Source organism: Acinetobacter sp. UC24323 (assembly GCF_024151445.1).
GTDB classification, from domain to species: domain Bacteria; phylum Pseudomonadota; class Gammaproteobacteria; order Pseudomonadales; family Moraxellaceae; genus Acinetobacter; species Acinetobacter baumannii.
The window spans coordinates 17,977-34,313 of sequence record NZ_JAHIBY010000015.1 but is presented as its reverse complement, the minus strand read 5'-3'; the positions used below and the strand labels follow the sequence as shown (position 1 = coordinate 34,313).

14 protein-coding genes are annotated in these 16,337 nt (G+C 33.0%); 13 read left to right on the top strand and 1 reads right to left on the bottom strand.

What is annotated here, in order from left to right:
- Position 1: 1 nt before the first annotated feature.
- The 13 genes from KNQ97_RS17105 (at position 2) to KNQ97_RS17045 (ending at position 14,652) form a co-directional block, all read left to right on the top strand.
- A complete protein-coding gene (locus KNQ97_RS17105) occupies positions 2-1,261 on the top strand; it encodes an O-antigen translocase (RefSeq protein ID WP_253612509.1) in 1,260 nt (419 codons plus the stop codon).
- Complete coding sequence (locus tag KNQ97_RS17100) at positions 1,258-2,097, top strand: glycosyltransferase (protein WP_253612508.1); 840 nt, start codon at positions 1,258-1,260, stop codon at positions 2,095-2,097. Before KNQ97_RS17105 ends, KNQ97_RS17100 begins: the two co-directional genes overlap by 4 nt.
- A gap of 4 nt (positions 2,098-2,101) precedes the next feature.
- On the top strand, positions 2,102-3,196 hold the full coding sequence (locus KNQ97_RS17095) for a glycosyltransferase (protein WP_032061772.1): 1,095 nt from the start codon (positions 2,102-2,104) through the stop codon (positions 3,194-3,196).
- On the top strand, positions 3,186-4,280 hold the full coding sequence (locus KNQ97_RS17090; protein ID WP_228130653.1) for an O-antigen ligase family protein: 1,095 nt from the start codon (positions 3,186-3,188) through the stop codon (positions 4,278-4,280). The genes KNQ97_RS17095 and KNQ97_RS17090 overlap by 11 nt, the downstream gene beginning before the upstream one ends.
- Positions 4,270-5,211 (top strand): glycosyltransferase family 2 protein, encoded by a 942-nt coding sequence (locus tag KNQ97_RS17085; protein ID WP_032061770.1) that lies wholly within the window; start codon positions 4,270-4,272, stop codon positions 5,209-5,211. The genes KNQ97_RS17090 and KNQ97_RS17085 overlap by 11 nt, the downstream gene beginning before the upstream one ends.
- Before the next feature lie 5 nt (positions 5,212-5,216).
- Complete coding sequence (locus tag KNQ97_RS17080; protein ID WP_000865875.1) at positions 5,217-6,251, top strand: glycosyltransferase family 4 protein; 1,035 nt, start codon at positions 5,217-5,219, stop codon at positions 6,249-6,251.
- A 6-nt stretch (positions 6,252-6,257) separates the two neighbouring features.
- Positions 6,258-7,085 carry a glycosyltransferase gene (locus KNQ97_RS17075; protein ID WP_000493221.1) on the top strand — a complete coding sequence of 276 codons (828 nt, stop codon included), beginning with the start codon at positions 6,258-6,260 and terminating at the stop codon, positions 7,083-7,085.
- A 12-nt stretch (positions 7,086-7,097) separates the two neighbouring features.
- Positions 7,098-7,718 carry a sugar transferase gene (locus tag KNQ97_RS17070; protein ID WP_004735659.1) on the top strand — a complete coding sequence of 207 codons (621 nt, stop codon included), beginning with the start codon at positions 7,098-7,100 and terminating at the stop codon, positions 7,716-7,718.
- A gap of 24 nt (positions 7,719-7,742) precedes the next feature.
- Positions 7,743-8,618 carry a UTP--glucose-1-phosphate uridylyltransferase GalU gene (gene galU, locus KNQ97_RS17065; protein ID WP_046879570.1) on the top strand — a complete coding sequence of 292 codons (876 nt, stop codon included), beginning with the start codon at positions 7,743-7,745 and terminating at the stop codon, positions 8,616-8,618.
- A 115-nt stretch (positions 8,619-8,733) separates the two neighbouring features.
- Positions 8,734-9,996, top strand: a complete 1,263-nt coding sequence (locus KNQ97_RS17060) for a nucleotide sugar dehydrogenase (protein WP_000686132.1) — start codon at positions 8,734-8,736, stop codon at positions 9,994-9,996.
- On the top strand, positions 9,993-11,663 hold the full coding sequence (pgi, locus tag KNQ97_RS17055; protein WP_253612507.1) for a glucose-6-phosphate isomerase: 1,671 nt from the start codon (positions 9,993-9,995) through the stop codon (positions 11,661-11,663). Before KNQ97_RS17060 ends, pgi begins: the two co-directional genes overlap by 4 nt.
- Positions 11,656-12,675, top strand: coding sequence for a UDP-glucose 4-epimerase GalE (gene galE, locus KNQ97_RS17050; RefSeq protein ID WP_001062909.1), 1,020 nt, complete (start codon positions 11,656-11,658; stop codon positions 12,673-12,675). Before pgi ends, galE begins: the two co-directional genes overlap by 8 nt.
- A 315-nt stretch (positions 12,676-12,990) precedes the next feature.
- Positions 12,991-14,652, top strand: a complete 1,662-nt coding sequence (locus KNQ97_RS17045) for an LTA synthase family protein (RefSeq protein WP_253612515.1) — start codon at positions 12,991-12,993, stop codon at positions 14,650-14,652.
- Between the two features lie 26 nt (positions 14,653-14,678).
- Here KNQ97_RS17045 and KNQ97_RS17040 read toward each other — a convergent pair whose 3' ends face one another.
- Positions 14,679-16,049, bottom strand: a complete 1,371-nt coding sequence (locus KNQ97_RS17040; protein ID WP_253612506.1) for a phosphomannomutase CpsG — start codon at positions 16,047-16,049, stop codon at positions 14,679-14,681.
- Positions 16,050-16,337: the final 288 nt, after the last annotated feature.

Sequence of the window (16,337 nt, the reverse complement as noted above, 5' to 3'; positions counted from 1 at the left end):
AATGAATTTACTAAAAACAAGTGTACTAAATGGCGTGGCTGTTTTAATTAAAACGGCCACGATGTTTATTTTAAACAAGATTTTAGCTATTTATGTTGGTCCAGCTGGTTATGCGGCTATTGGCCAGTTCCAAAATTTTATACAAATGGTGACCACCTTTGCTGGTAGTGCAATTAATACTGCAGTTATTAAATATACGGCAGAGTATTATGAAGATGAATCCAAACAACGAAATATATGGAAAACAGCAGGAAGTATTGTCTTAATTTTTAGCTTAATTTTTTCATTAATTATTCTAATTTTTCAAAAACAACTTTCACTCTATATTTTTCATACTGATCTTTATAAAACGGTTTTTGTTTGGTTTGCTGTATTTCTGACATTTTTTACTTTTAATGCACTTTTTTTAGCTATTTTAAATGGAAAAAAAGAAGTTTTAAGATTAGTTATTGCCAATATTGTAGGCAGTATTTTTTCTTTAGCTGTCACAAGCCTTTTAGCAATAAAATATAATTTATATGGCGCTCTGGTTGCTCTTTCAATTTATCAATCATTAGCTTTTTTAGTGACTCTTTTTTTATGTTATAAATCAGAATGGTTTAAGTTGACTTATCTGTTTGGAAAAATAGATAAAACTGTAGCCAAAAATTTTGCTGCTTTTGCTTTAATGGCCTTGGTCAGTGCAATATGTGTTCCGCTTTCTCAAATGGTTATTCGAAGTTACTTAACCTATGAATATGGTCTAACATATGCAGGATACTGGGAAGCCATGATCCGTTTAAGTGCAGCATATCTTATGTTAATCACAACAACCTTAGGCGTATATTATTTACCTCGACTTTCTGAGCTATCAGAAATTAAGGAGATAAAGGCAGAAGTTTACACTGGTTATAAGTTCATATTTCCATTAGCTGCCTTAGGTGGTCTGACTGTGTATATCCTGAGAGACTGGATTATAGCTATTTTATTTACCAAAACATTTTTACCTATGCGTGATTTGTTTCTTTGGCAGATGATAGGTGACTCTTTAAAAATTGGTAGCTGGATACTTGCATATCTAATGTTGAGTAAAGCTATGACGAAATTATTTATAACTACTGAGATTATATTTGCAATTACTTCAATATTATTAACTTATATCTGTACTCAGCTTTTTGGTTTTGAAGGTGTATCTATTGCTCATCTGATTAACTATGGAATTTACTGGCTTATAATGAGTATTTGTGTTTTTAAAAGTTTAAAAGAAAAGGGTACGATATGAGTAGTGTGCAGCAACCTTTAGTATCAATTGTTATACCTTGTTATAACCATGAAAATTTTGTACAGCATTGTATACAAAGTGTAATAGATCAAAGCTATGAAAATATAGAGCTGATTATTATTGATGATGGTTCGAAAGATAACTCTGTTTCAAAAATAAAAGAAATGCTAGATAAGTGTAAAGAACGTTTTACTGATTTTGAATTTAGGTATAGACCGAATAAAGGTTTAACATCAACACTGAATGAAGCATTAGAGTGGTGCCAAGGCGAATATTTTTCTGTAATTGCATCAGATGATTTAATGAAAGAAAACAAGACAGAAAAGCAGGTGTTTTTTTTAAATGAAAATCAGCATGTTGCAGCAGTTTTTGGTGGTATTGAATTAATAAATGATGAAAATAAAATTGTAGATATAAGAGTTCACCCTGATAAAACATATACTTTTAAAGAAATAATTTTAAATAAGCATGACCTTCCTGCTTCTACACAAATGGCTAGATTAAATTTGATTAAGGATATTGGGGGTTACAACACAGATTATAAAATTGAAGATTGGTATATGTTATTAAAAATGGCTGAAAAAGAATTTGATATAGTTTATATGAAAGAAGTTTTTTGTTCTTATCGATTTCATGAAAATAATTTTTCGAAAAATATGGAAATTATGGGCAAAGAAATGAAAAAAATTATATCAGAATATAAAGATAATATTTTTTATAGAGAGGCTTTAAAAATTATATATAAGCAAGAATTTAATTATTTTAAAAATAAGAAAAATTATATTAAAGCATTTAGCATTTTATTTAAATTCATTATTGTATCTGTAAATAGGTAAAGTGATGAAGATTTTAATTATAGTGCCTGATCTATCATTTGGGGGAGTAACCAGTATTGTCAGTAATCTGGTTAAGGGCTTAAAAGATAATTTTAAAGCAGAAGTTCGTGTTGTTACATTATTTCCTAAAAATGAAATAAATATAAATGATATAGATGTCATTCATTTAAATATCTCTTCTATTAGTGATATTTTAAAAGGGCTACTTTTGCTGAAGAATATCATAAAAGAGTATAAACCAGATGTCGTTCATAGTCATACCTTATATCCACATTTGCTTGTAGATTTTTTGAGCCTATTTTATAAAAAAAATTATAAGCTTATTAATAGCGAACATGGTACGTATAACTCTACATTAAAATTCTATAAAAGAATGAATTTTTTTAGAATCCTCAACCCTCAAGCTGAACTGGTTACAAATGTAAGTGTAGCTAGTTGTGAGAGCTATATTAATTCACATATTGTAAAAAGAGAGAAAATAAAACCTATTTATAATGGTATTGATATTGAAAAATATTATTTTTCTCAAAGTGTTAGAGATAAAATTAGAAAAAATCTCAATATTGATGAAAAAATAAAAGTCATTGGATATGTTGGAAGATTATCTACAGAAAAGAATGTCAAAAATTTGATTGAGGCAATTTTACGAATTCATTTAATTGATTTTAAATTAATTATTATTGGCGATGGGCCGGAACGTGAGAATTTAGAAAGATTGGTATCTGAAAAGCAATTAAATGATAAAGTTTCTTTTCTCGGTGCTCTATCCAATGCACATGAATATTATTCCGCATTTGATATGCTTGCTCTTTCAAGTAATACAGAGGGGTTGCCTACAGTTATTCTTGAGGCTATTTCATCAAACTGTCTTGTTGTTTCAACAGACTGTGGTGGTGTGAGAGAAATGTTACCAGAAAATTATGAATTTTTAGCGAAACCCAATTGTCCCGAAGAACTTTCTTTAATTATCGATAAAATGTTAAAGATAGAACCCGTGTTAGCAAATCAAATTAAGGAAAATTGTTTTCAAAAGGTGAAGAATTACTTCTCAATTGAAGCTATGTGTCAGAATTGGTGGGTAATTTATAATGAAGCTTAAATTAAATATAAGAGACGCCTATATTGGTTTTATTTTTTTCTCAACAATATTTTTTATTAAATATATACTAATTAAGCCTGTATATATAGTATTATTTTTACTGATCTTATTTGGTTATACTTATAAAAGGTACTATTTAAATATTGCATATTTAATAGTAAGCATGCTTTTTGTTTTTTTTCTTATATTACATTTAATTTTTTTGAAATCAGATCCCGGTGTTGTTCTCAATGCTATTTTATCTATTTTTTCTTTTCCAATTATTTTTTATTATATCAAAAAAGTTAATTTAAATCAGGCTAAAATTTTCTTAAATTTATCTATTTTTTATTTTTTTATAGAAATGGTATGGAGAATTACTCATCCTATCTATGAGTTAAATGATATTAGCTTAGTTTCTGATACAGGGGAAGGCTGGTTTTATCCTTATAAAATTAATAGTTTTATTTTTACAGATTCAAATTATATTGCTCTTCATTTATTCTGTCTAATATTTATTTCATTACTTTTTAAGTTGCGTCTCCAGTTTTTTTGGTTGAGCTTTCTGATGCTTTTGACTTTCTCACGTTCTGGAATTTTAGGTGCATTATTAGTCACATTTTATTTCTTGTTTGAATACTCTAAGTTTAGAAAAATTCTTAAACCAGTATTTATTTTGTCTATGTTGGCTGTATTTAGTTATATCGTTGCAAATATTTCTATGCTTACAGATGGAAGTTTTTTAAGTAAATTTTATATTTATGAATCTGCTATAAATTATGCGAACTCAAATTTTAAATTTATGGATTATTTGTTTGGCGTGGGTTTGTCACATACTTTTGATCTTATTAATATTGGTGCGCATAGTATTTGGGTCATTTTACTTTTTGAAACTGGAATTCTAGGATTAATTATATATTTTATATATTTTAGTGTTTTTTATTCTAATTTTTTTTGCAAAAGCAAAAAAACTAGACAAAATCTTACTTTTTTTATCATCATATTTCTTATGATGGGCTTTTCTTTGGGACTTTATTTGTTCCCAATTATGATTTTAACTATCGCTTGTATATTGGCTTTGAGTGGGAAAAAACATGCAATCTAATTTTCCTTTAATTAGTGTACTTATTCCAGTTTACAATGTAGAGGCTTTTGTTAATGAAGCTGTTCTTTCAATTTGTAATCAGACATATAAAAATCTTGAGATAATTGTAGTTGATGACTGTTCCACTGATAATACATATAATTTAGTTGCTAATTTGGCCAGTATTGATTCAAGAATCAAACTTTATAAAAATAGTAAAAATTCAAAAATAGTAAAAACATTAAATTTTGCATTAGAACAAGCAACTGGAGACTTTGTCGCTAGAATGGATGGTGATGACATTAGTGCTCCAGAAAGATTGGAAAAACAATTAGATTTTTTAATAAAAAATCCGCAATACTTTTTAGTTGGTAGCCATGTAAATACTATAGATTCTAATAATAATGTTATTGGCAGACAAGAAATGCCTATTAAAGATGAAATAATTAATAAGACAATTAAGTATGCTTCTCCAGTTCTTCATATTTGGTTAGCTAAACGTGAAGTTTATAATCAACTGAATGGCTATCGAGAGATTCCTGGTGCTGAAGATTATGATTTTTTATTAAGAATGCATTCCTTAGGCTTACTTTTTACTAATTTGAATAGTTTTGAATATTCTGTACGTATTCGTGATGGAAATACGACATCTACAATTGGTTTTAATCAAAGATTAATGTCAAATTACGTAGTTGATCTTTATAAAATGAGAGTAATCACAGGTCAAGATAATTTCAGCTCACTTAATGTACAAGAGTATTTAAAAAAGTATTCTGGATATAAAGAAAATTTTGATAAATCAAATATACTTTTGCAAAAAGCTTTTATGGCTAAAGGACATAAAAAGTTTTTTAAAATGTTTATATTTTTAATTATGTCGGTTTGTAAGTCTAGATTTCAAACTCAATATTTATATAAACGAATAATTTCTAAATTACTTTTAAAGGGATAATTTTCATGAAAGTTCTTTTTATAATTAACTCTTTAAAAAATAAATCTGGTTCTGAGCGTGTGGCTATTGAGTTAGCGAACAAGATGGCGGTAAGTCCTGATTATGATATTACTCTTTTAAATAGAGAGTCGGTTAAAAATTATACCGCTTATCCAACTGCTGAGAATGTAGATGTTATAGCTTTGACTGGTAACTTATTTCAGTTTTACAAAAAACTCAAGATGCATATTTCTGCTTCTGCTTACGATATAGTAATTGTCCATAATATGGGGAAACTGTCACTTTTATGTGCTTTTATCCCAAATGTAACGAAATTGGTTTCCCTAGAACATGTTTCTTTTGTCAGCCGGCCTCAAAAAATACAAATTTTGAGCAAATTACTATATCGAAAAATTGATCAAGTGGTAACACTGACCCAAAATGATAAAGTGCAATTTGATAAGTTTCATTCAAATGTTTTAGTCATTCCTAATTTTTCTCCTTTTCCTATCGCTTCTCAACCGCAAAATAATAATAAACAAATTGTAACGATTGGTCGTTTAACTGATCAGAAAAACTATATCCATTTACTTCAAGCTTGGGAGAAAATATATCAATCTATTCCTGATTGGCAACTCAATATCTATGGCGAAGGTGAGCACAAAGAGATGCTACAAAATTATATCAGCCAGCGCTTTCTTAAAAATGTGAGTTTGAAGGGTAGTACTTCAAATGTAAAAGAAGTTTATGAACGATCTAGTTTTTTTGTAATGTCATCTAAATATGAAGGTCTCCCAATGGTGTTAATAGAAGCTCAGAGCTTTGGTTTACCTATTGTTTCATATAATTGTCCATATGGCCCAAGTGATGTCATTCAAGAAAATCAAAATGGTTTATTAGTGGAAGATCAAAATATTGATAAATTGGCAGAAGCCATTTTAAAACTAGCCTCATCTCCAAATTTATTAGATCGTTTTTCACAAGAATCTTTATTAAATGCTAAAAAATATCAACCTGAACAAATTTTAAAAATTTGGAATGAAAAAATCTTGCAAGGATAAAGTTTTATGTTTTCTGTATTAAGCTCTATTTATCACAAAGAGCATCCATCACACTTTAATGCTTGTATGGAAAGTATTTGGGATAAGCAAACTTTAAAGCCTACAGAAATTATTTTAGTTGAGGATGGACCTCTAACACCTGAACTTGATAAGGTGATTGCACAGTGGCAAGAAAAACTCGGCAATATTTTACATGTTAAGAAGCTTGAGAAAAATGTAGGTACAGGTAAGGCAAAAAATATTGGTTTGCAAGAATGTACATATGACATTGTATGTATTGTAGATACAGATGATATTTATGTATCGGAGAGATTCGAGAAGCAAATTGATTTTTTAAAAAACAATCCCGATGTTTCAATTATAGGTGGACAAATTCTCGAATTTGTAGAAGATATTCATACACCTACAGGGATGCGGAAAGTTCCTTTATCAAATGAAGAATTAAAAAATTACGCTAAGAAGCAAAGTCCTTTTAACAATATGAGTATTACGTATCGAAAATCACATATTCTTGAAGTAGGAGGCTACCAGCATCATTTATGGATGGAGGACTATAATCTCTTTTTAAGAGTAATTGCTAAAGGCTATAAAATTCAAAACTTAGCTGATGTTTTGGTCTATGCAAGAATTGATAATGGTATGCATGGCCGTCGTAAAGGTTTCCAATATATTAAAAGTGAAAAACAGTTACTAGATTTAAAAAAACAACTAAAGTTACAAAATCCTGTATATGCTAATATGCTGTTTCTGATACGGTCTGCCTTTAGACTGTTGCCAGCAAATATGCTAGGTAAAATTTATAATACCTTTCTTCGTAAAGATATTAAAAAATGAGTGAATGAAAATATGAAACGCTTAGTAGACATAGTCATTTCTTTAATAGCTCTAACCGTACTGTCGCCAATATTTCTGATAGTTGCTTATAAGGTCCGTAAAAATTTAGGTTCACCAATATTCTTTTATCAAGAAAGACCTGGAAAGGACGGAAAATTATTTAAAATGATTAAGTTTCGTTCGATGAAGGATGCCTTTGATGCGCAGGGGAATCCATTGCCAGATGAGGCGCGTATTACTCCATTTGGGCAGAAATTACGTTCTACTAGCTTAGATGAAATGCCACAGCTTATTAATGTTTTAAAAGGTGATATGAGTGTGGTAGGTCCTCGTCCAATGTTAAAAGACTTTGTTGCTTTATATTCTCCAGAACAAGCACGTCGCTTAGAAGTCCGTCCTGGAATGACTGGTTTAGCTCAGGTCAGTGGACGTAATGAACTGGATTATGAAGAACGGTTTAAATGTGACGTTTGGTATGTAGACAATCATAGTGTTTGGGTTGATTTTAAAATCATGTTTAAAACAGTTAAAGTGATGTTAAGACGCGAAGGTATTAATGCACCAGGACATGTAGGACCATCTCTATTTAAAGGTAATGACGTCCAAGAAAATGTCGACTCATCTGTAAAGTAAATTTTATATCTTGAAATATTTCTTATGATCAAAAAAGCAGTTTTACCAGTAGCCGGTTTAGGTACACGTTTTCTACCGGCAAGTAAGTCTATTCCAAAGGAAATGGTAACGGTCGTTGATCGTCCTGCAATTGAATATGTAGTACGCGAGGCGGTAGAGGCTGGAATTGAACAAATTATTTTAGTGACTCATTCATCGAAAGCATCAATTGAAAATTATTTTGATCGTAACTTTGAGTTGGAAACCACCCTAGAACAAAAGAAAAAATTCGATTTACTTGCAGAGATTACTCAAATTGTGCCTGAGCATGTGAGTGTAGTAAGTATAAGACAACCTCGGCCTTTAGGCTTAGGGCATGCTGTTTTATGTGCAAAGAGTGTTGTCGGTCAAGATGATTTTGCTGTGCTATTACCAGATGTATTAGTGAAAGATAGCTCTGGACAAAATGATCTATCTCGTATGATTTCTCGCTATAACTCAAGCCAAGCTGCTCAAATCATGGTTGAAGCAGTACCAGACCATTTAGTAGATCAATATGGGATTGTGGATGTAAAACATAGCCCAAATGAAGGTGAAAGTATTGCTATGCAGGGTATTGTTGAAAAGCCCGCAGTAGGCTCTGCACCATCAAACTTATCGGTGGTTGGCCGCTATGTGTTACCTGCCAAGATTATGCAATTACTTGAGAACACGCCGAAAGGTGCGGGTAATGAAATTCAGTTAACTGATGCAATTGCAATGCTTCAAGAAACAGATACTGTTGAAGCTTATCGTATGCAAGGTCAAACGTTTGATTGTGGTAGTAAGATTGGCTATTTAAAAGCTGTACTACACTATGGAGTTGAACACCCTAAGTTAGGAAATGATTTTAAACAGTTAATTCAGGAGCTTAAATTATAAAATTTTGTAGCTTTGCTTAACTATTTGTAAAAACGAATAAATATATGAACAGAGCAATATATTCTCTTCTTGGAGAGGGAAGAGAATTTTATAGAATATTAAAATCAGGTGTACAATGAAAATCGCGGTATTTGGAACCACCTTACATGCTGGTGTAATGGCAGCATTATTAGCTGAATATGGCAATCAGATCTATTGGTGTACAAGTGTCACCTGTGAAGAAAACATTTCTATACTTTCTTATCAAGATCAAGAAGTTAATCATTATTTAAATAAACAGAGAAAAGCAGGTTTTTTAAAAGAAAGTCCTTTTTCTGAAATTCCTTTAGATATTGAAGTTTATTTATTTTGTTTTAGCCCAACACAAATCGAGCTTGCTTTAAAAACAGTTGAAAAGTTGAGTGAGCGCCCGATAGTTCATCCACGTTTAATGATCAATGGCTCTACTTTTGGTCTACATGGTACGAATCAATTAAAACAACATTTGCCAAAAGATGAGTGGGTTTATTTTCCTGATGTGATTCAAGAAGGAAATGCGATTAATAGCGTGCTGAACGTAAAACATGTAATTGTTGGTGTTGAATCGAGTTATGCTCAGGACACTATGCAAGAGCTGTTACGTCCTTTTTTCCGTTTTAGCTATCAATATTTATTTATGCCAATTTTAGATGCTGAATTTACAAAGCTCAGCATTTCGGGAATGTTGGCAACCCGTATTAGCTACATGAATGATTTGGCGATGGTGGCCGAAAAACTCGGTATTGATATTGCTAATGTAAAACATGGTATTGCTGCAGATACACGTATTGGTGCAGCCTATTTGTCGGCAGGTGTTGGATTTGGTGGTGAAAACTTTTCACATGATATTTTAACGCTTTCGAGTACTGTATCTGGAACAGGGGCTAAAAGTCAGTTGCTAGAGCAAGTGTGGGCGATTAATGAGCAACAAAAAGAAATTTTATTCCGTAAATTATGGAATTATTATCACTGTGATTTGAGCGGTAAAACTGTTGCGATCTGGGGGGCTTCATTTAAGGAAAACACCTCTAGTACTCATAACTCACCTATTCATATTTTGTTAGCTGCATTATGGGCACAAGGGGTAAAAGTGCGTTTGCATGACCCGCAAGCCTTAGATGAGATTGCAACAACTTATGGAGATCGCGAAGATCTAGTTTTATGTGCTGATCAATATGAAGCCGTACAGGGTGCCCATGCTTTATGCTTAGTGACGGCATGGAAACAATATTGGAGCCCTGATTTTAAACAGTTGCAACAATTAATGCAGCATCCTCTTATTTTGGATGGGCGTAATATTTACGATCCGGCATATGTGAAAGCAAAAGGTTTCGCTTATGAAGGAGTAGGTCGATTATGAATAAATCTATCGAGAAGTTTCCTAAAGAGTTAGTCTCGCCTATAGCACAGCTTCATTCCTTGGTTGAGAAGAATTCAAAATTACATATCAAAGAATTATTTACAGCCGAGCAAGACCGCTTTCAAAACTATTCGGTAAAGTTCGATCAATTGGTTTTTGATTATAGTAAACACCGTATAACTAAAAGTGTTTTAGAACAATTGTTTGCTTTAGCAAAGACGAAACAATTAACTCACTGGATTGAGCGCTTATTTTCCCAAGACAAAGTCAACTGTACTGAGCAGCGTGCAGCTATGCACTGGGCCTTACGTTTACCATTGGAATATTCTAAATTTCCCGAACTCACAAAACAGGTTCATACTCAATTACAGCGTATGTACGCTTTGGTTGAAAAAATCCATGCTGGGCAATACCGCGGTGCTACGGGTGAAGTGATTCAGGATGTAGTTAATATTGGTGTAGGTGGTTCCGATTTAGGACCTCAAATGGTGACCCATGCACTATGCGATTTTAAAGTAAAAACTGCCAAACCACTTAATGTACACTTTGTTTCGACTATGGATGGTAGCCAGTTATCAGACTTACTCCATCAACTGCGTCCGGAAACGACTTTATTTATTATTTCTTCAAAGTCATTTGGCACTATTGATACTTTATCCAATGCACAAACAGTTCGTCAGTGGCTTGAAAAAGCGTTAGGAAAACATGAACGCGTTGTAAAAAGTCATTTTATTGGTGTTTCTACAAAAGCTGATAAAATGACCGAATGGGGAATTGCTCCTGAAAACCAGTTGCTGCTTTGGGAGTGGGTAGGTGGACGTTATTCTCTTTGGTCGTGTATTGGTTTACCTATTGCATTGTCAGTTGGGATTGATGGGTTTCAGCAGCTTTTAGCTGGTGCACATGCTGTCGATGAACACTTTCAAAATACAAGCTTTGAGCAAAATATACCGGTTCTCATGGCATTATTAGGGGTCTGGAATAATAATTTTTTAAATATACAGACCCATGCTGTATTACCTTATGATGGCCGTTTAAAATATTTTGCAGCCTATTTGCAGCAGCTTGAAATGGAATCTAATGGTAAGTCAGTACAACGTGATGGACAAAAAGTTGAATTAGACACTTGCCCAATTGTATGGGGTGAGGTTGGCCCAAATGCTCAGCATGCATTTTACCAGTTACTCCATCAAGGAACTCAGGCAGTAACTTGTGATTTTATTGCTCCTATAAGACGTTATAATGCAGATCATTTTACTTATGTAGAAAATGCTGAAGCATTAGTTGAGCAACATCATCTTGCACTTTCAAACTGTTTGGCGCAATCACGTTTATTGGCTTTTGGTAATGAAGCTTTGGATTCAGCTGAACTAAAGAATTTACCAATTTATAAACAATATGAAGGTAATCAGCCGAGTTCGACATTACTTTTAAAAGAACTAAATCCATATAGTTTAGGGATGTTAATTGCTTTATATGAACATAAGGTATTTGTTCAGTCGGTAATTTGGAATATTAATCCGTTTGATCAATGGGGTGTTGAAAAAGGTAAGCAGATTGCTGATCAGTTACTTCCAATTTTAAATGGTGCTCAAAATGATCTTTCAACACTTGATGCTTCAACACGTGGTTTGATTAAAATTTTATTAGGAAAAGTCGATGGCTAAAATTTTAGTTACAGGTGGTGCAGGTTATATTGGTTCACACACTTGTGTAGAGCTTTTAGAAGCAGGCCATGAAGTTATTGTATTTGATAATCTTTCAAATAGCTCAAAAGAATCTTTAAATAGAGTTCAAGAGATTACTCAAAAAAGTTTAACTTTTGTGGAGGGTGATATTCGGAATTTTGACGAGCTTGATCGAGTGTTTCAAGAGCATACAATTGATGCGGTTATTCATTTTGCAGGTTTAAAAGCAGTGGGTGAAAGCCAGGAAAAACCGCTTATTTATTTTGATAATAATATTGCAGGGAGTATTCAACTGGTGAAGTCAATGGAGAAAGCTGGTGTTTATACATTAGTATTTAGCTCTTCTGCGACAGTATATGATGAAGCAAATACCTCTCCTTTAAATGAAGAAATGCCAACAGGTATGCCAAGTAATAACTATGGATATACAAAACTAATTGTTGAGCAATTATTACAAAAACTTTCAGTAGCTGACTCTAAATGGTCTATTGCTTTACTACGTTATTTTAACCCAGTAGGTGCACATAAGAGTGGGCGTATTGGTGAAGACCCGCAAGGTATCCCAAATAATTTAATGCCTTATGTGACTCAAGTTGCTGTTGGTCGTCGTGAAAAATTATCCATTTATGGTAATGATTACGATACAGTAGATGGTACAGGTGTGCGAGATTATATCCATGTTGTTGACTTGGCGAATGCACATTTATGCGCTTTAAATAACCGTCTACAGGCGCAAGGTTGCCGTGCATGGAATATTGGTACAGGTAATGGTTCATCTGTTTTACAAGTAAAAAATACCTTTGAACAAGTGAATGGCGTACCTGTTGCTTTTGAGTTCGCTCCACGTAGAGCAGGGGATGTTGCGACTTCTTTTGCTGACAATGCTCGTGCAGTTGCTGAGTTGGACTGGAAACCTCAATACGGTTTAGAAGATATGCTTAAGGATAGCTGGAATTGGCAAAAGCAGAATCCGGCGGGTTATAAGAGCTAATTATTTAAATTTTCTAAATTCAAATATATAGCAGTTGTTGGTCAATAGAACGCGTGTTTTCTAAAGAGACAGCAGTTGTAGCGGTTATTTTCATGCTAGTATTCGCCACAATTCCGTTAGCCTCTTTTTGCAGTCATGGTTTTTCTACGTCAACAACTGTTATTCATCTTTATTGCCTTTTTATCTACCTGTGTAGGTATATATGTTGCATGGGACATGAATTTAACTGGGCATAAGTTTTATACCTATTTGATTTCAGAAAAGGCTATTTTTTCAATTCTTTTTAACTACGCGGTAATTCAACTATTTTTTATTGTGGTTGGTCGTAAATATGCTGCAATTTTTTTAAGCCAATTATTCGTTATATTTTTAAATTTTATTAATAAAAAGAAGCAACAGTATTTATTTAGCAATTTAAGTCCTGAAGATATTTTTTTACTTCCAGAAGCAATGAAAGCCACTCCTTGGCACTTACAACTTATCTTTTTTACTCTTATTATTTTCTTTCTTATCATACTTTTAATTGCTCTACGTAAAGAAAGTAAAGCCACTTTTCATACCTATGTCCCTAATATCATTATCTTTGGACTAATCAGTAGTGGTTTAATTTACTTAAATTTTATTAGGAACCCTACAGGCGCTTGTTTTTCTGAAAGAAAACCTATGATTTGTGCTAGCTTGCAGGAATTTCCAAATACCAGAAATGATTGGGTTGGTGACTACCGGAAGATACAAGATTATGGATTTGTGACTTTTTACGTTTCTAAAGTATTGGATAATGTAACCAGCGTATTGTTACCTAGTCGCAAAGTATCTGAATCAGCGATACAACAAATTTTGCACCAACATCATATTTTACATCCGTTAGAGAATAAAACTCCTCAATATCCAAATATTATTGTAGTAATGGAGGAGTCTTTTTGGGATTCACACAAATTAGATAATGAGCTTCCGAAAGATTTATTGTCTTTTGTTCAACAAAATCAAGTATCTAATTTATTGTCGCCTACTTTTGGCGGAGGTACTGCGAATGTAGAATTTGAAGTGCTTACGAGTCTGAATACGACTTTTTTCCCAAATGAATTGTTATATGTCTCTAAACTAAAAAAACCAATTTATGCTTTACCTTATTATTTAAAATCAATTGGTTATCAAACAGTTGCAATGCATAATAACTACAGTTATTACTATAATCGTAATAAGGTATATCCAGAGTTAGGATTTGAGAAATTTATATCACTTGAAAATATGATCGCCCAAAAAGATCGGAGTAACATATTTAATCAAGGGGGCTGGGCCACAGATGATCTTATTTTTGATTCGATTAAGTCTACTTTAAAAGAAAATGAGCAGCAGCCAAAGTTTATTTATGCGATTACTGTCGAAAATCATCCAATGTATAATGATGATCGCTTTGGTAAACAAAATTATAAATTTAATAAAGAGTTGTCTGAAACTGAAAAACAAAAACTAAGTACTTATACTGCTGGAACTGTGCGTGCTAACCAAAAGTTAAAAGAACTCGCTGAATATTTAAAGACAATAGATCGACCAACAATTTTAGTGGCTTTTGGTGATCATTTACCGAATCTCCAAGAAGTTTATGATAGCTATGGTTTTTTTAAAGATGATCCCGAGCGAACTAATCTAAAAAATTACCAGACTCCGTTTGTAGTGTGGAGCAATTATAAATTAGATAAGAAGCCTTTGAAGCAACCTTATCTTGCTGCAAGTTTCGTTGCTCCAAAATTATTAAAGTTAGTAGGACTACCGTTGTCAGATTACTATCAATTTGTTGATGATGTTTCAAGTTGTTATAGCGCCATTCATCAAAAATTTATTAATGAAAATCCAACGTGTAATTTTGATAAAAAAGTATTGTTAAAAGATTATGAAAATCTAAATAAGGATGTTTTAGATGGGCATAATCATACTTATAAGATTATGCAAAATACTCAAATAGAGATGGAAAAGTAATTTCCATCTCTATTATATAGGAATTATTAAGACTGAATTAAGCCCGTCAACTCATCTACATAATGTTGCATTGGCTGAGCTTGGCGGTCTGCACGGCTTTCAATGTTGAGACGTAGTAAAGGCTCGGTGTTTGAAGCACGGACATTAAAACGCCATGCGCCAAAGTCGAGGCTTACACCATCGGTACGGTCAATTTGTGGATTTTGATCGGCATAGAAGTCGAAAATCTTTTGAATCGTAGTTTGCGTATCGGCTACTTTAAAGTTGATTTCACCACTACAAGGGAACTTGGCAATCATATTTTCAACGAGTGTTGAGAGAGATTGTCCTGTTTCAGAGAGTAGAGCAATGGTGAGTAACCAAGGAATCATACCGCTGTCACAGTAAGCAAAATCACGGAAATAGTGATGGGCACTCATTTCACCGCCGTATACTGCATTGTGTTCACGCATAACATCTTTAATAAATGCATGCCCCGATTTTGACTGTACAGCAACACCTTTATATTCGTCGACGATATCAAATGTGTTCCACACTAAACGTGGGTCATGCACAATTTTTTCGCCTGACTGTTTGATTAAGAAAGCTTGAGCCAATAGGCCGACAATATAGTAGCCCTCAATGAATTGACCTTTTTCATCGAACAAGAAACAGCGGTCAAAGTCGCCGTCCCATGCAATACCTATATCTGCTTTATGCTCAAGAACAGCATTTCGGGTACTGTCACGGTTTTCAATTAAAATTGGGTTAGGAATTCCATTTGGGAACGTACCATCTGCTTCATGATGAATTTTAATAAATTCAACAGGTACGTTAAGCGCTTTAAATTTTTCTTCAATGGCATCAATCACATGACCAGCTGCACCATTACCCGCGTTTACCACTAACTTTAATGGACGGATTTTTGCAGGTTCAATATAAGTCAGTAGATGGTCAACGAACTCAGGCAAAATGTTATAGCTTTGCGTTGTACCTTTTTGGCTAACTTCTTCAAAGTTATTGGTCTCTGCTAAAGCCTGAATTTCTTTTAAACCAGTATCGGCACTAATTGGACGAGCATTTTCTCGAACCAATTTCATACCGTTATAGTCCATTGGATTATGACTCGCAGTTACTTCTATACCACCTTGTACGTCTAAATGAAAAGCGGCAAAGTACACTTCTTCAGTACCCGTCATGCCTAAATCAAGCACATTCACACCCGCATCATTTAAACCGCGGATGGTCGCTTGTTTTAAAGCCTCACTGCTTAGACGAATATCACAACCTACAACCACAGTTTTTGGTTTATAGATTTGTCCGTAAGCGCGGCCAATTTTATAGGCGATTTCTTCATTCAATTCGGTGCCGAGTTTGCCTCGGATATCATAAGCTTTAAAACACGTTAAAGTAGTCATTATTCAATTCAATACATGTGGTTTGAGTTGTGTGCACATTATACATAGATCATCAAATTGGTACGTTTATAGTTTTTATATTCAAATTTTGCACTTCATTTCTGTAGGTCTTATTTAAGTTTATAAGGAAGCTTTTTTACGACTTTAGTCGAATAAAAAAAATTATAGATGAGAAATGGCTTGATTTTTCTTGGCTATATTGGTCATACCAATTGTGGTAATTATTTAATCATTGATCTTGCCAATAACTGTGTTTATGATGCGCATTGTGGTTTAAGGAAAAACATT

What these genes read in the sequence shown, in the direction of transcription:
- KNQ97_RS17090 (WP_228130653.1), top strand. Translation starts at nt 3,186, where the DNA reads ATGAAGCTTAAATTAAATATAAGAGACGCCTATATTGGTTTTATTTTT.
- KNQ97_RS17100 (WP_253612508.1), top strand. Translation starts at nt 1,258, where the DNA reads ATGAGTAGTGTGCAGCAACCTTTAGTATCAATTGTTATACCTTGTTAT.
- KNQ97_RS17105 (WP_253612509.1), top strand. Translation starts at nt 2, where the DNA reads ATGAATTTACTAAAAACAAGTGTACTAAATGGCGTGGCTGTTTTAATT.
- pgi (WP_253612507.1), top strand. Translation starts at nt 9,993, where the DNA reads ATGAATAAATCTATCGAGAAGTTTCCTAAAGAGTTAGTCTCGCCTATA.
- KNQ97_RS17070 (WP_004735659.1), top strand. Translation starts at nt 7,098, where the DNA reads ATGAAACGCTTAGTAGACATAGTCATTTCTTTAATAGCTCTAACCGTA.
- galE (WP_001062909.1), top strand. Translation starts at nt 11,656, where the DNA reads ATGGCTAAAATTTTAGTTACAGGTGGTGCAGGTTATATTGGTTCACAC.
- KNQ97_RS17080 (WP_000865875.1), top strand. Translation starts at nt 5,217, where the DNA reads ATGAAAGTTCTTTTTATAATTAACTCTTTAAAAAATAAATCTGGTTCT.
- KNQ97_RS17060 (WP_000686132.1), top strand. Translation starts at nt 8,734, where the DNA reads ATGAAAATCGCGGTATTTGGAACCACCTTACATGCTGGTGTAATGGCA.
- galU (WP_046879570.1), top strand. Translation starts at nt 7,743, where the DNA reads ATGATCAAAAAAGCAGTTTTACCAGTAGCCGGTTTAGGTACACGTTTT.
- KNQ97_RS17085 (WP_032061770.1), top strand. Translation starts at nt 4,270, where the DNA reads ATGCAATCTAATTTTCCTTTAATTAGTGTACTTATTCCAGTTTACAAT.
- KNQ97_RS17095 (WP_032061772.1), top strand. Translation starts at nt 2,102, where the DNA reads ATGAAGATTTTAATTATAGTGCCTGATCTATCATTTGGGGGAGTAACC.
- KNQ97_RS17075 (WP_000493221.1), top strand. Translation starts at nt 6,258, where the DNA reads ATGTTTTCTGTATTAAGCTCTATTTATCACAAAGAGCATCCATCACAC.
- KNQ97_RS17040 (WP_253612506.1), bottom strand. Translation starts at nt 16,049, where the DNA reads ATGACTACTTTAACGTGTTTTAAAGCTTATGATATCCGAGGCAAACTC.